The sequence below is a fragment of the Marinobacter metalliresistant genome, assembly GCF_038098645.1.
GTDB lineage: Bacteria > Pseudomonadota > Gammaproteobacteria > Pseudomonadales > Oleiphilaceae > Marinobacter > Marinobacter metalliresistant.
In genome coordinates, this window is sequence record NZ_CP101118.1 from 3814556 (window position 1) to 3828392 (window position 13837).

Annotated in this window: 12 protein-coding genes; 8 read left to right on the forward strand and 4 right to left on the reverse strand. The window is 58.9% G+C overall.

The genetic code is table 11. The features are described from left to right. Positions 1-68 precede the first annotated feature (68 nt). Together ftsZ and lpxC are read left to right on the forward strand one after the other, a co-directional pair. A complete protein-coding gene (gene ftsZ / locus NLK58_RS17815) occupies positions 69-1226 on the forward strand; it encodes a cell division protein FtsZ (RefSeq protein ID WP_117619631.1) in 1158 nt (385 codons plus the stop codon). A gap of 213 nt (positions 1227-1439) precedes the next feature. Further along, positions 1440-2357 (forward strand): UDP-3-O-acyl-N-acetylglucosamine deacetylase, encoded by a 918-nt coding sequence (gene lpxC, locus NLK58_RS17820; RefSeq protein ID WP_099619445.1) that lies wholly within the window; start codon positions 1440-1442, stop codon positions 2355-2357. 11 nt (positions 2358-2368) lie between these two features. Here lpxC and NLK58_RS17825 read toward each other — a convergent pair whose 3' ends face one another. Beyond that, positions 2369-2815, reverse strand: coding sequence for a DciA family protein (locus NLK58_RS17825; RefSeq protein ID WP_117619632.1), 447 nt, complete (start codon positions 2813-2815; stop codon positions 2369-2371). A 215-nt stretch (positions 2816-3030) separates the two neighbouring features. Between NLK58_RS17825 and NLK58_RS17830 the strand changes: the two genes are divergently transcribed. From NLK58_RS17830 to ribA, 6 genes are all read left to right on the forward strand, one after another. Further along, positions 3031-3984 carry a M23 family metallopeptidase gene (locus NLK58_RS17830; protein ID WP_117619633.1) on the forward strand — a complete coding sequence of 318 codons (954 nt, stop codon included), beginning with the start codon at positions 3031-3033 and terminating at the stop codon, positions 3982-3984. A gap of 185 nt (positions 3985-4169) precedes the next feature. After that, complete coding sequence (gene secA / locus NLK58_RS17835) at positions 4170-6911, forward strand: preprotein translocase subunit SecA (RefSeq protein ID WP_117619634.1); 2742 nt, start codon at positions 4170-4172, stop codon at positions 6909-6911. Positions 6912-7037: 126 nt separating this feature from the next. Then, positions 7038-8255 carry a bifunctional glutamate N-acetyltransferase/amino-acid acetyltransferase ArgJ gene (gene argJ, locus NLK58_RS17840; protein WP_117619635.1) on the forward strand — a complete coding sequence of 406 codons (1218 nt, stop codon included), beginning with the start codon at positions 7038-7040 and terminating at the stop codon, positions 8253-8255. Positions 8256-8257: 2 nt separating this feature from the next. Further along, on the forward strand, positions 8258-9229 hold the full coding sequence (locus tag NLK58_RS17845; RefSeq protein WP_117619636.1) for a Nudix family hydrolase: 972 nt from the start codon (positions 8258-8260) through the stop codon (positions 9227-9229). Positions 9230-9318: 89 nt separating this feature from the next. Continuing rightward, positions 9319-9825: a cyclic pyranopterin monophosphate synthase MoaC gene (gene moaC, locus NLK58_RS17850; RefSeq protein WP_117620442.1), complete on the forward strand. Its 507-nt coding sequence runs from the start codon at positions 9319-9321 to the stop codon at positions 9823-9825. A gap of 110 nt (positions 9826-9935) precedes the next feature. Beyond that, positions 9936-10550: a GTP cyclohydrolase II gene (gene ribA, locus NLK58_RS17855; protein ID WP_117619637.1), complete on the forward strand. Its 615-nt coding sequence runs from the start codon at positions 9936-9938 to the stop codon at positions 10548-10550. Positions 10551-10612: 62 nt separating this feature from the next. Here ribA and dxs read toward each other — a convergent pair whose 3' ends face one another. The 3 genes from dxs to NLK58_RS17870 form a co-directional block, all read right to left on the reverse strand. Next, entirely contained in the window at positions 10613-12544 is a 1932-nt protein-coding gene (gene dxs, locus NLK58_RS17860) for a 1-deoxy-D-xylulose-5-phosphate synthase (protein ID WP_117619638.1), read from the reverse strand. 133 nt (positions 12545-12677) lie between these two features. Continuing rightward, positions 12678-13574: a polyprenyl synthetase family protein gene (locus tag NLK58_RS17865; protein ID WP_117619639.1), complete on the reverse strand. Its 897-nt coding sequence runs from the start codon at positions 13572-13574 to the stop codon at positions 12678-12680. Then, on the reverse strand, positions 13574-13828 hold the full coding sequence (locus NLK58_RS17870) for an exodeoxyribonuclease VII small subunit (protein WP_117619640.1): 255 nt from the start codon (positions 13826-13828) through the stop codon (positions 13574-13576). The genes NLK58_RS17865 and NLK58_RS17870 overlap by 1 nt, the downstream gene beginning before the upstream one ends. Positions 13829-13837: the final 9 nt, after the last annotated feature.

Sequence of the window (13837 nt, forward strand, 5' to 3'; positions counted from 1 at the left end):
TCTCGAAAACACAATCTCGAACAAACAGTCCGGAACAGGGCTGAAAACAGCACGAAGGAGTAGGGGAAATGTTTGAACTCGTCGATAATGTCCAGCAGAACGCTGTCATTAAAGTCGTCGGTGTTGGCGGAGGTGGCGGCAATGCCGTGCGCCACATGCTCAACAGCGACATCGAAGGTGTCGAATTTATCTGCGCCAATACCGATGCGCAGGCGCTGACCGACATGGACGCTCGCCAGATCATCCAGTTGGGGGGCAACATCACCAAAGGTCTGGGTGCCGGCGCCAATCCTGAGGTGGGCCGTCAATCCGCCCTGGAAGACAGGGATCGCATTGCCGAGGCGATCAAGGGCGCTGATATGGTGTTCATCACCGCTGGCATGGGCGGTGGTACCGGCACCGGTGCAGCGCCGATTGTGGCGGAAGTGGCCCGTGAACTTGGCATCCTTACCGTTGCCGTGGTTACCAAGCCATTCCTGTTCGAGGGTGGCAAGCGCATGAGCGTTGCCGAATCCGGCCTGAAGGAGCTTGAGGAGAGCGTCGACTCCCTGATCACCATCCCCAACGAAAAGCTGCTGGCGGTGATGGGCAAGAAAACCAGCCTGTTGGATGCGTTTGCCGCGGCAAATGATGTGCTGCTGGGCGCTGTTCAGGGGATCGCGGATCTGATCACCCGCAACGGTATGATCAACGTTGACTTTGCCGACGTAAAAACGGTCATGTCCGAAATGGGTATGGCAATGATGGGTACGGCCCGGGCCACCGGCGAAAACCGCGCACGGGAAGCTGCCGAAGCGGCCATCCGCAGCCCGCTGCTGGAAGACATCAACCTGCAGGGCGCCAAGGGTATCCTGGTAAACATTACCGCCGGTATGGACCTGAATCTGGGCGAATTCTCCGAGGTTGGCGACATCGTGCGTGAGTTTGCTTCTGACTCGGCTACTGTCGTAGTGGGTACCGTCATTGATCCGGAAATGACCGACGAACTGAAAGTGACCGTCGTTGCGACCGGGCTTGGCGGCGACCGCGAGAAGCCGGCCAAGGTTGTGGACAATACCCGCACCCTGGATGGGAAAACCGATTACAACCAGTTGGACCGCCCCGCCGTTCTGCGCCGTCGGGCCGTTTCCCATGGAAATGTGGCCATTGACCAGAGCAAAGAGAGCGCGGAACAGGGCGTTGACTATCTCGATATTCCCGCATTCCTTCGCCGGCAGGCGGACTGATAGTCTGTTGGAATTGTGATCCGGTTCCGGTCTGCGTGCGAAAAAAACGGAACCTCGAAGCCGGTAAATACGTGCGCTGAGTGCCTTGGGCCGGCGCCCGATGAACGTTTGGCGGGGACTGATTGGTTAAATGGTATTCAGTCTTATTTTCTGGTATTCTCCGGGCAGAATTTTGCCTAGAATATCGCCTTTTTGTGACGGAATTATGTACCGATGATCAAACAACGGACACTCAAAAACACCATCCGTGCCACCGGTGTTGGCTTGCACTCGGGTGAGAAAGTATATCTGACCCTGAAGCCTGCCCCGGTGGATTCAGGCATCATCTTCCGCCGTTCTGATCTGGACCCGATGGTCGAGATCCGTGCCTGTGCGGAAAATGTGGGTGAGACCATGCTGTCCACGACGCTGGTAAAAGACGGTGTCCGTGTGGCGACTGTCGAGCATCTGCTCTCCGCCATGGCTGGTCTCGGTATTGATAACTGCTTTGTGGAGCTCAGTGCTGCAGAAGTGCCGATCATGGACGGCTCTGCCGGTCCCTTCGTGTTTCTGCTGCAATCTGCCGGTATTGCCGAGCAGGAGGCTGCCAAGCGCTTTATCCGCATCAAGCGTGAAGTGACCATTGAAGAGGGCGACAAGAAAGCTACCTTCCTGCCGTTCGAAGGCTTCAAGGTAAGTTTCGGGATCGATTTCGATCACCCGGTCTTCAAGGGTCGTGCCCAGACTGCCACGGTCGACTTCTCGAGCACGTCCTTCGTGAAGGAAGTCAGCCGCGCACGGACCTTTGGTTTCATGCGCGACATCGAGAAGCTGCGTGCCATGAACCTGGCGCTCGGTGGCAGCGTGGATAACGCCATTGTGGTTGACGACTACAAGATTCTGAACGAAGACGGTCTTCGCTATGATGACGAGTTCGTCAAGCACAAGGTGCTGGACGCAATTGGCGACCTGTACCTGCTGGGCAACAGCCTGATTGGTGAGTTCCGCGGCGTAAAGTCCGGTCACGATCTGAACAACAAGTTGCTGCGTAAGCTCCGGGCTGAGGAAGATGCATGGGAAGTGGTTACGTTTGACGACGAAGCCACTGCGCCGATTTCCTACATGAAGCCCGCGCTGGCAGCCCAGGCTTAAAGCAGGACGCTTTAATCCCGGACGTGGCTTGCGAGTTTTTCGAGAACCTCGCGTAGTGCTTTATCCTTCGTGTGCCCGGCCTCCTCTTTGAGGAGCCGGGCATTTTCCTTACTTAAGGGTGCCTTTTTAAACGCGGGCTTCTCCCGGAACCTTGGCGGCGCGACTTTAACCTTCAGTTTCCAGACAAACCGGAACAGCTCGTTCTCTCGCAGTTTTTCCATGATTTCGTGCTGGCGGAAGCGAATCTGGCTGGCCTTGCCGGCGGTCTCCGCAGAAAGAACCAGTTCACCTTCCTTGCAGCTTATAAAGCGTGTGCCCTTGACCAGGTCTCCCGGAACGGCGGCCAGAACATGCTCCTCGGCCTGACGGTGAAGTTCCGCCCGTGCCACAAGATCCTTGAGTACCGGGGTCTTGCCGAGCTTGTCGAAGGTCATTTTTTGCTCACTTTTTCGTTTCATGGGCGCGTTTTTACTCGACGGCTCTGATTACGATTGGTTACACTTCGGCACGGTTTATGCGTAGTGCCTGTATTACACTCGTTTTACATTGTGGTAAATGAGTATGTCTACCGGGCGCTGCAATTTTTTCAGTATGTAGCTGTTGCCAGAGGATGGCAGGCCCACTCGGAATTTTTCCGGGGCGCAACGCTACAGGATGCGGTTGCGGCTCAACGATGAAACCAGAAGATGATATGAATATTATTCTTGTTGGCAAACACCACGGAAAGTCCCGTGTGTTGGCGATCAACGGTACTCTTGCCGTCGGCCTGCTCTTTTCGGTGCTCTCAATGCTCGTGGTCGCCGGCTGGGCCGGCTATGAGGTGGCCGTCCAGCGAGCTGAGGCGAGAGAACCTAGTAACTCGGAGCTGGTGGCAGGCTGGCAGCAAAGGTTGGCACAACAGAAGGCGGAGCTGGCTGGAATCGAGGAAAATGTCCAGCAGCAGGTGGACGCGCTGACACTTCGCCTGGGTGAAATTCAGGGGCGCCTGTTGCGACTGGATGCCCTGGGGCAACGGTTCGTGGAGTCCGGCCTGGTCGCGAGCGACGAATTCGATTTCGATCAGCCGGCTGCGGTAGGTGGTCCGGAAGATGGGGTGTCCGGCGATTCTTTCTCTGCGCCCGAGCTCACTCGCATGATCGAGGAAATGGAGCGGCGGATTGAAGACCGGGAGCAGCAGCTGCGTCTGCTGGATCAGGTGGCTTCCCGGCAGAAGCTCGAAGATGAGCTCTACCTTGAGGGCCGACCTATCACGTGGGGCTGGCTGTCCTCACGCTATGGTTACCGCTCTGATCCTTTCACCGGCAAACGTACATGGCATGCCGGGGTTGATCTTGCCGGCAAGGACGGCAGCAACATTATTTCGGTTGCCGGTGGCGTCGTGACCTATGCCGGCGAGCGCTACGGCTATGGCAATCTGGTTGAAATTGACCATGGCGACGGTCTTGTTTCCCGGTACGCTCACTGCAAAACCGTCAAGGTTCAGGTGGGTGATGTTGTTCAGAAAGGCCAGGTTGTGGCTCTGATGGGCAGTACCGGGCGCTCCACTGGCCCGCATGTCCATTTTGAAGTACTCCGGAACGGAAAGTCAGAGAATCCGGAAACTTACATCAAACGTGCGAGCCGTTAGTCATTTCCTGGCTCGCCGTTAGCTTTTGATTCTCCTCCGCCATTCGGTGGTCAGCCAGGTTTATATCCCGGAATCCGGTGTTTCGCCGCAGCCTTATTTTGCTCGTGTGCACCCTGTCTTTTGTCCTGTTACAAAATAAGGTTAGAATGCCGGCTTCCTCCGTTTAATCAAAGAAGCAGTGGTCTATGTTCACAAAGCTTGCAACCAAGATGTTCGGCAGTAAAAACGCCAGAGAAATCAAGAGAATGCGCAAACCGGTCTTGCGTATCAATGAGCTTGAAGAGCAATATGGCAATCTGTCTGACTCCGAGTTGCAAGGCAAGACAGCGGAGTTCCGCCGGCGGATCGATGAAGGCGAATCCCTGGATGCCCTGTTGCCGGAAGCGTTTGCGACGGTAAGGGAGGCTGGCCGCCGGGTTATGGGCATGCGTCATTACGACGTTCAGCTGATCGGTGCGATCACCCTGCACGAAGGCCGAATCGCGGAAATGAAAACCGGTGAAGGCAAGACCCTGGTTGCGACCGCTTCGGTCTATCTTAATGCGCTGTCTGGTAAGGGTGTGCATGTCGTTACAGTGAACGATTACCTGGCCCGTCGTGATGCCGACTGGATGGGTAAGATCTATCGCTTTCTCGGAATGCAGGTAGGGGTAGTGGCTTCCGGTCAGCCGCCTGAAGAGAAGCGGGCTGCCTACCAGGCGGACATAACCTACGGCACCAATAACGAATTCGGCTTCGACTATCTGCGCGACAATATGGCTTTCAGCACCGAAGACAAGGTTCAGAGAGGGCTGAACTACGCCATCGTGGACGAAGTGGATTCGATTCTTATCGATGAGGCCCGTACACCGCTGATCATTTCCGGTGCCGCTGAGGACAGCTCGAAGCTTTACCTGGCTATTAACGAGCTGATTCCCAGTCTCGAAGAAGGAGAGGTCAGCGAGGAGGAAGGTGAGCCTAGTGGCGATTTCACGATTGACGAAAAGTCCCGCCAGGTTGAGCTTACCGAATCCGGTCACGAGAAGGTTGAGGAGTTGTTACTGAGTCGCGGCCTGCTGAAAGAGGGTGAGAGCCTTTATTCCGCTGCCAATCTCAGCCTGCTGCATCATGTTCACTCGGCGCTGCGTGCCCATCGCCTGTTCCAGAAAGATGTGGATTACATTGTCCAGGGTGACCAGGTGGTCATCGTAGATGAGCATACCGGCCGCACCATGCCGGGCCGCCGCTGGAGTGAAGGCCTGCATCAGGCGGTTGAGGCAAAAGAAGGTGTCAGGATCCAGGCTGAGAGCCAGACTCTGGCGTCTACCACTTTCCAGAACTATTTCCGGCTTTACGACAAACTGGCGGGCATGACCGGTACGGCCGATACCGAAGCGTTCGAATTCCGCCAGATATACGGCCTGGATGTGGTGGTCATTCCGCCCAATAAACCCATCCAGCGGATTGATTACAACGATCTGGTGTATCTCACCCAGGAAGAAAAGTTCCACGCGATTATCGACGAGATCAAGGATGTCACCGCCGAGGGCCGCCCGATTCTGGTGGGCACGGCGTCCATCGAAGCGTCCGAACTGCTTTCAATGCTGCTCAAGAAGGCGCAGATCGAGCACAAGATTCTGAACGCCAAGCAGCATGAATCCGAAGCCCACATCATTGCTCAGGCGGGGCGTCCGGGCGCCGTTACCATCGCCACCAACATGGCTGGTCGTGGCACGGACATCGTGCTGGGCGGTAATTGGGAACACGAAGTGACTGCCATGGACAACCCTTCCGAAGAAGAGGTTGCCCGGATCAAGGCGGAGTGGACGGAGCGCCATAACCAGGTTCTTGAAGCCGGCGGCCTGCACATCGTCGGTACCGAGCGTCACGAGTCCCGCCGGATTGATAACCAGCTGCGAGGCCGTGCCGGTCGTCAGGGCGATCCCGGTTCTTCCCGCTTCTTCCTGTCCCTGGAAGACAACCTCATGCGTATCTTCGCGCCTGACCGGGTCAAAAGCCTGATGCAGGCCATGGGCATGAAAAAGGGTGAGGCCATTGAGCACCGGATGGTCACCAACGCCATCGAGAAGTCCCAGCGCAAGGTGGAAGGGCGCAACTTCGACATGCGTAAGACGCTGCTGGAATACGATGACGTCGCAAACGACCAGCGTACGGTTATCTACGAGCAGCGCAACGAAGTCATGTCCTCCGACGACATCTCGGACATGGTCAGGACCATCCGGGAAGACGTGGTAGACTCGCTGATCAGCGAATACATCCCGCCCCAGAGCATGCCGGAGCAATGGGATGTGGCGGGGCTGGAATCCCAGCTTCAGTCCGAGATGGCGATCGATCTGCCGGTTCAGAAGTGGCTGGAAGAAGACAGCAAACTGTACGAAGAGAACCTGCGTCAGAAAATTCTGGACGAGATCGTCGCTGCGTATGAAGCCAAGGAAGAGATTGCCGGCTCCGAGGCCATGCGCAAGTTCGAGAAGCAGGTCTTCCTGCAGGTGCTCGATACCCTGTGGAAGGAACATCTTTCCAACATGGACCACCTGCGCCGCGGTATCCATTTACGGGGCTACGCCCAGAAGAACCCCAAGCAGGAATACAAGCGCGAGGCGTTCAACCTGTTTGAAGCCATGCTCGATACCATGAAGCGGGATGTGACCCGTGTGCTCTGCCATGTGCGCGTTCAGAGCCGGGAAGAAATGGAAGAAGTAGAGCGCCGTCGCAAACAGGAGCTGGAGCAGGAATTGGCCCGCGCCCGCCTGCGCCATGATGAGACCAGTGCCACCGCACAGAGCCAGGGTGAGGGCGACGCGGAAGATGCCCGGCAGTCGACGCCCGACACCTTCGTGCGTCAGGAGCGCAAGATAGGTCGAAATGAGCCCTGCCCCTGCGGGTCCGGTAAGAAATACAAGCAGTGTCATGGCAAGGTCAGCTGATTCAGTAAGCTGATCGGGAATCCGGAACCCGCAATCTGCCAGCAAGAACTGGCGGGCTGCGGGTTTTTTCGTTTTGAGTTGGCCGTATGGTCCCCCGTGCAGGTTTAGATATTAAGGAGTAACAGAATGGCGGTAGGTCCGGGAACCTTACCTGAGTTTTATCCGGTGGCCGGAGTCCGGCTTGGCATTGCCAGTGCCGGTATCAAGAAGCCGGGGCGAAAGGATGTGGTTCTGTTTGAGCTGGCCCCGGAAAGCCGGGTTGCCGGGATCTTCACCAGGAATCAGTTCTGTGCCGCACCCGTCACGCTGAGCCGCAGGCACCTGACAGAGGCATCGCCCCGGTACCTGCTGATCAATACCGGTAATGCCAATGCTGGCACGGGGGCGCGGGGCATGCAGGATGCGAAGGCCTGTTGCCAGGCTCTGGCAGCTCAGGCCGGCGTCAGTGAGGCCGAGATCCTGCCTTTTTCCACGGGGGTCATTGGTGAGCCGCTGCCGGTTCAGAAGATTGTCGGTGCGCTTCCCGAAGCCCTGGCGACTGCAGCTGAAGACCGCTGGGCCGAAGCTGCCAGCGGTATTATGACGACCGACACCCGACCCAAGGGCGCGTCCTGCCAGGTGGAGCTGGATGGCTACACTGTGTCCATTTCCGGGATCAGCAAGGGAGCAGGCATGATTCGCCCCAATATGGCAACGATGCTTGGCTTTATTGCCACCGATGCCCGAATTGCGCCGGAGCTTCTGCAGACTCTCGCCTCCGAACTGGGAGAGATGTCCTTCAACCGCATTACCATCGATGGCGACACCTCCACCAACGACGCCTGCATGCTGATTGCCAGTGGCCAGTGCGGTGGCCCGGAAATTACCGGATCCAGCCCATCGCTGGCGAAGCTCAGGGAGGCCCTTGAGACTGTGTATCTGGAGCTGGCACATGCCATCGTCCGTGACGGCGAAGGTGCTACCAAATTCGTCACAATTGACGTCATTGGGGCGGCCAGTCAGCAGGAAGCGCTGGGTGTGGCCTATACCGTTGCCCATTCCCCGCTGGTGAAAACCGCCCTGTTTGCCTCAGACCCTAACTGGGGGCGGATTCTGGCGGCGGTGGGGCGCGCTGGTGTTGAAGGGCTGGATCTTAATGCCCTGGAAATTTACCTCGGGGATGTCTGTCTGGTGCGCAATGGCGGTCGGGCAGAGGATTACTCGGAAGCCCGGGGCCAGGCGGTGATGGACCGGGAAGAGATCACCATTGCCATTGATCTCAAGCGAGGTGAAGTGCGGGAAACCGTCTGGACCTGCGACTTCTCCCACGATTATGTCACGATCAACGCCGAGTACCGTACCTGAACATGACATCAGCGAAACCCCTGGTGAAAGAAATCCATGTCGCCGTGGCGGTTATTGTCCGCAATGGCCAGGTGCTCATTGCCCGCCGGCCAGACCATGTGCATCAGGGGGGCTTGCTTGAGTTCCCTGGTGGCAAGGTGGAGCCGGGTGAAAGTGTTCAGGCGGCACTGGTGCGCGAGATTGCCGAGGAAACCGGCCTCAGAGTGCCTGAGGCCTCTCTGGAGCCGGTCATTGGTATTCGCCATGACTATGGTGATAAGCAAGTTTTCCTCGATGTGTGGGCGACCAGAGCCGCTGAAGGCGAACCTGAGGGCCGTGAGGGCCAGCCAGTAGAATGGCTTGGCCCCGATCGGCTTCGGGATCAGGATTTCCCGGCTGCCAACCGGCCTATTATCCGGGCATTGCGGTTGCCCCGGCAGTTGGCGATTACCGGAACAGCCGCCAGTGCTGATCAGGCCATCGAGCGTCTTCGGTCAGGATTGGCTGATGTCCCGCAGTCGCTGGTGGTGCTCCGTGCTCCGGCCATGACCGGGCCGGATTATCGTCAGCTTGCGGCAGCGGCGGTGCCGGTGTGTGAAGCGGCCAGCACCGGTCTGATCGTGCACGGCGCCCCCGGGTTCTTTGATGGCACGCCTGGTGCCCGTGGTCTGCATCTGCCATGGCGTGAAGCGATCAAACAAGTGGAGAGGCCGGTTCCGGCGGATGCGTGGCTGGGTGTTTCCTGCCATGATGCGATGGAGATTGACCATGCTGTCGCCATTGGCGCGGACTACGTCACGCTCGGGCCTGTCAAGCCAACCCGAAGCCATCCAGGACAGCTGGCCATGGGCTGGGAAGCGTTCGGAGCCCTGGTCTCCGGGGCGCCGCTTCCCGTTTATGGGCTGGGAGGGCTCGGCCTTGCGGACCTGTCCGAGGCCCGGCAACGGGGTGGTCAGGGGATCGCCGGTATCCGCTTCTGGTGGCCGGAAAACTGACCATTATCAGCGGCGGCCATTGTGATCTCTGTTATGCTGTCAGCCCCCGTATTTTTTATTATCTGGCACAACCGGTTCCGGGAGATTCTGTGAGTAAACTGACGCATCTTGACGACAAGGGCGAAGCCCGAATGGTGGATGTGACCGACAAGGCCGCCACCGAACGGGAGGCTCGCGCCGAAGCAACCATTCGAATGGCGCCGGAGACCCTGAACATGATTGTGGATGGGGAGCACCCCAAGGGGGATGTCCTGGCCGTGGCCCGTATTGCCGGGATCATGGCTGCAAAGAAAACTCACGATCTGATTCCCCTGTGTCACGCCCTCAATCTTACCTCGGTCAAGGTAGAGCTGACGCCTGGTGAAGATGGTGCTTCGGTACACATTCTTACCCGCTGCAAGCTGTCCGGCCAGACCGGTGTCGAGATGGAAGCGCTGACCGCCGCAAGCGTTGCAGCATTGACTCTTTACGACATGTGCAAGGCTGTCGACCGGGGCATGGAAATCGCTTCTGTCCGCCTGCTGGAGAAGAAAGGTGGCCGGAGTGGTCACTGGGTGGCCGACAAGTCCTGGTCTGGCCAGTCGTCGAACTCGTAAGTGTTCGCTGCTGAGCACATGCCAGAGGCGCTGCAGTGCAGGGACTACGCCAAGCAGGCGGGCCCGTGATAGAATGCGCGGCCCCAATGACTGAACCACGAGGAACCACTGTGGCTGTTCGTTACATCCAGACCTGCCGGTTGCCGACCCCGTTCGGGGTGTTTGATATGCATGGCTTCGAAGAACCGGACACCGGAAAGGAGCATGTTGCCCTGACCCTGGGCGAACTGGACAGTGACGAACCCATGCTTGCCCGCACTCACTCCGAGTGTCTTACCGGTGATGCCCTCTACAGCATGCGTTGCGACTGTGGCTACCAGCTTGAGGAGGCTCTGCGCAATATTGCCCGTGAAGGTCGCGGAATCCTGATGTATCTGCGCCAGGAGGGCCGGGGGATCGGGCTTTTGAACAAGATCCGTGCCTATCACCTGCAGGATCAGGGCGCGGATACGGTGGAGGCCAATGAGCGCCTGGGGTTCGCCGCCGATCTGCGTGATTACAGCATGTGCAAGGACATGCTGGAGCATCTGGGCATCACAAGCCTGCGCCTGATGACCAACAATCCACGCAAGGTGAAGGCTCTTTCGTCTTACGGTATCGTTATTGCTGAACGGGTGCCTCTGCACGTTGGCCGTAACCCTCACAACGAGCATTACCTCAACACCAAGCAGAGCAAGCTTGGGCACTGGTTGGAAACACACCAGGACGACGACCCCGAGGCGTGAACCGGAACCAAAAAGCCCGCGACAGTCGGCGGGCTTTTTGCGTTTCAGGAGCCAGGGTTTGTTTATTTGACGACTTTCAGATTCTGGTGCCGAAGGGTTTCCATTCGCGCGGCAATTGATGCTTCGATGCCTCCCGCATCCAGGCCACAATCCGTCAGCAGCTCCCCATGCTTGCCGTGGTCCATGAACGTGTCCGGCAGCCCAAGCTGGAGCACGGGCATGGATACCTGACGGCTGTTCAGGAATTCGGTGACCGCGCTGCCGGCACCACCGGCAACGGCGTTCTCTTCCAGAGTCACCAGCAGCTGGTGCTGCTCTGCAAGCTCAAGCACCAGTTCTTCATCAAGGGGTTTCACGAATCGCATATCCGCCACCGTCGCTCCCAGTACTTCGGCCGCTTCCAGTGCCGGTGCCAGCAGGGTACCGAAGTTGAGGATGGCGAGCCCCTTGCCTGCGCGCACTCTCCGGCCCTTACCGATCTCCAGTGGCGTAAGCTCCTGCTGGATCTCTGCCCCAGGCCCGGTTCCCCTCGGGTATCGAACCGAAGCAGGGCCCTCGTATAACATGCCGGTCTGCAGCATCTGACGGGTTTCGTTCTCATCGGACGGTGTCATGACCACCATATTCGGTATGCAGCGCAGGTAGCTGATATCGAAGGCCCCGGCGTGTGTGGGGCCGTCCTCGCCCACCAGGCCGGCGCGATCGATGGCAAGCAGCACATCCAGATTCTGGATGGCGACATCATGGATCAACTGGTCGTAGGCACGCTGCAGGAAGGTGGAGTAGATGGCAACCACCGGCTTTGCGCCATCACAGGCCAGGCCGGCTGCGAGGGTGACGGCGTGCTGTTCGGCAATCGCAACATCGAAATAGCGATCCGGGAACCGCTGTGAAAAGGCCAGCAGGTCGGAGCCTTCGCACATGGCAGGCGTTATGCCAACCACTCGCTCATCCTGCTCAGCGGAGTCACACAGCCACTGGCCAAAGACATTGGCGTACTTGGGCTTCGCGGGCTTTGGTTTCACCGGCTCGGGCTTGCTCGGCGGCACCGGCTCGATCTTGTTGATGGCGTGATAACCTATCGGGTCCGCCTCTGCCGGAGCAAAACCTTTGCCTTTGGTCGTCACCACATGCAGAAACTGCGGGCCTTCCAGCTCGCGGATGTTCTCGAGGGTCTCGACCAGCAGGGGCAGGTCATGGCCATCAATGGGGCCGATGTAGTTGAATCCCAGCTCCTCAAACAGGGTGCCCGGGGCAATCATGCCCTTGAAATGCTCTTCCGTCTTTTTCGCGAGGGCCATCAGGTGCGGGGCGCCCTGAAGGACTTTCTTGCTGCTGTCGCGAACCTGGTTGTAGGTGGGGCTGGACAGCAGCTTGGCAAAGTAGTTGGACAGCCCCCCGACGTTGCGGGAAATCGACATGTCATTGTCGTTCAGTATCACCAGCATGTCGGCGTGCAGGTGGCCGGCATGGTTCAGGGCCTCGAAGGCCATGCCAGCGGTCATGGCGCCGTCGCCAATGACTGCGATACTTTTACGGCCGGTGCGTTGCAGGCGAGCGGCAATGGCCATGCCAAGCGCGGCACTGATGGACGTGCTGGAGTGGCCCACGCCGAAGGTGTCGTATTCGCTTTCTGCCCTTTTCGGAAAGCCGGCAAGTCCGTCTTTGCGCCGGATGCTGGCCATGGCGTCACGCCGGCCGGTCAGAATTTTATGGGGGTAGGCCTGGTGGCCAACATCCCAGACCAGGCGGTCGATCGGAGTATTGAAAACATAGTGAAGGGCTACGGTAAGCTCGAGCACACCAAGACCGGCCCCGAAATGGCCGCCGGTCTGGCCCACTGACCACAACAGAAACGCCCTGAGTTCCCGGGCCAGCTGGGGCAGCTGTTCCGGGGCCAGCTCGCGCAACTGGGCCGGTGCATCAGTCCGGTCCAGCAGCGGAGTGTTGGGCCGCTGTGACGGGATTTCCTTGAAAATATAAGTGTCCTGCATCTGCTCGGGTCTTTTCCGGTACGTTCAGTAACTGACGGGCATTATAAGGGAACAGGGGACGCTGTTTCACACAAACCGGGCCAGTTGTTACGAAAATATTTACGGTCAGTGTGCGCCTTCGGGGCGCCGGGGTTCAATGGGTTCTTGCCACCACGTAATCGGCCATTGCCCGCAGCGGGTCCGCTTCGGGGCCGAACGCCCGAAGGCTTTGGTGGGCGTCCTCAAGCAAGGCCGCCAGATGCTCCCGGGCACCGGCCACTCCGAGCAGGGCGGGGTAGGTGGGTTTGGCCCGGGCGGCGTCAGAGCCCTGGGGTTTGCCAATAACCCGGGTGTCCCCTTCGATGTCCAGCAGGTCGTCCTGGACCTGGAAAGCCAGACCAAGGGCCTTGGCATAGCGGGTCAGCGACGCCAGTGCCTGCTCGCTGACCGAAGGCGCAGTGATGGCGCCAATCCGGACGCTGGCTTCGATCAGTGCCCCGGTTTTGTGCCGGTGCATGGTCTCCAGTTGGGCCAGAGTCAGGGTTTTACCAACGGATTCAAGATCGATCGCCTGGCCGCCGACCATACCCCTGTGGCCGCTGGCGCCCGCCAGTTCCCGCACCATGGCCAGGCGCGCGGACTCGGAGAGCCCGGGGGCCTCTGCCAGCCAGCCAAACGCCAGCGCCTGGAGGGCATCCCCGGCCAGAATGGCAGTCGCTTCATCAAAGGCGATGTGGGTGGTGGGGCGCCCGCGCCGGAGCTCGTCGTTATCCATGGCGGGGAGGTCATCATGGATCAGTGAATAGGCGTGGATCAGTTCCACGGCACAGGCGGGAATCAGGGCCTGGTCACCGGGCTGGCCCAGAGCCTTTGCCGCGGCCAGGCACAGGGCGGGCCGGATTCGTTTGCCGCCGCCCAGTACGCTGTAACGCATGGCTTCGTGCAGCCGACCGGATGCGGACTTCTGTTCCAGGCAGCGGTCGAGTGCCGCGTCAACGCGGGCCCTGCAGGTTTCGAGAAAGTCCGCTGCGAGTTGGTTCGGTCCGGACATCAGTCAGCATCATCCGGAGAGAAGGGGTGGGTTTCAAGGCTGCCGTCGCTGTTCTGAACCAGCTGCTCGACGCGCTGCTCCGCGCTCTTAAGGGCCTGCTGGCATTCACGGGTCAGTCTGACGCCGCGCTCGAACGCCGTCAGGGATTGCTCAAGGGACAGCTCTCCCTGCTCCAGATCGCGAACCAGCTTTTCCAGTTCATCAAGGGATTTTTCGAAATCGGCTATGGATGTGGCGCCTTGTTCACCGGCCATCAGGGGCCC

What these genes read in the sequence shown, in the direction of transcription:
- NLK58_RS17865 (WP_117619639.1), bottom strand. Translation starts at nt 13,574, where the DNA reads ATGTCCGGACCGAACCAACTCGCAGCGGACTTTCTCGAAACCTGCAGG.
- ftsZ (WP_117619631.1), top strand. Translation starts at nt 69, where the DNA reads ATGTTTGAACTCGTCGATAATGTCCAGCAGAACGCTGTCATTAAAGTC.
- NLK58_RS17870 (WP_117619640.1), bottom strand. Translation starts at nt 13,828, where the DNA reads ATGGCCGGTGAACAAGGCGCCACATCCATAGCCGATTTCGAAAAATCC.
- lpxC (WP_099619445.1), top strand. Translation starts at nt 1,440, where the DNA reads ATGATCAAACAACGGACACTCAAAAACACCATCCGTGCCACCGGTGTT.
- argJ (WP_117619635.1), top strand. Translation starts at nt 7,038, where the DNA reads ATGGCGGTAGGTCCGGGAACCTTACCTGAGTTTTATCCGGTGGCCGGA.
- NLK58_RS17845 (WP_117619636.1), top strand. Translation starts at nt 8,258, where the DNA reads ATGACATCAGCGAAACCCCTGGTGAAAGAAATCCATGTCGCCGTGGCG.
- NLK58_RS17825 (WP_117619632.1), bottom strand. Translation starts at nt 2,815, where the DNA reads ATGAAACGAAAAAGTGAGCAAAAAATGACCTTCGACAAGCTCGGCAAG.
- NLK58_RS17830 (WP_117619633.1), top strand. Translation starts at nt 3,031, where the DNA reads ATGAAACCAGAAGATGATATGAATATTATTCTTGTTGGCAAACACCAC.
- dxs (WP_117619638.1), bottom strand. Translation starts at nt 12,544, where the DNA reads ATGCAGGACACTTATATTTTCAAGGAAATCCCGTCACAGCGGCCCAAC.
- secA (WP_117619634.1), top strand. Translation starts at nt 4,170, where the DNA reads ATGTTCACAAAGCTTGCAACCAAGATGTTCGGCAGTAAAAACGCCAGA.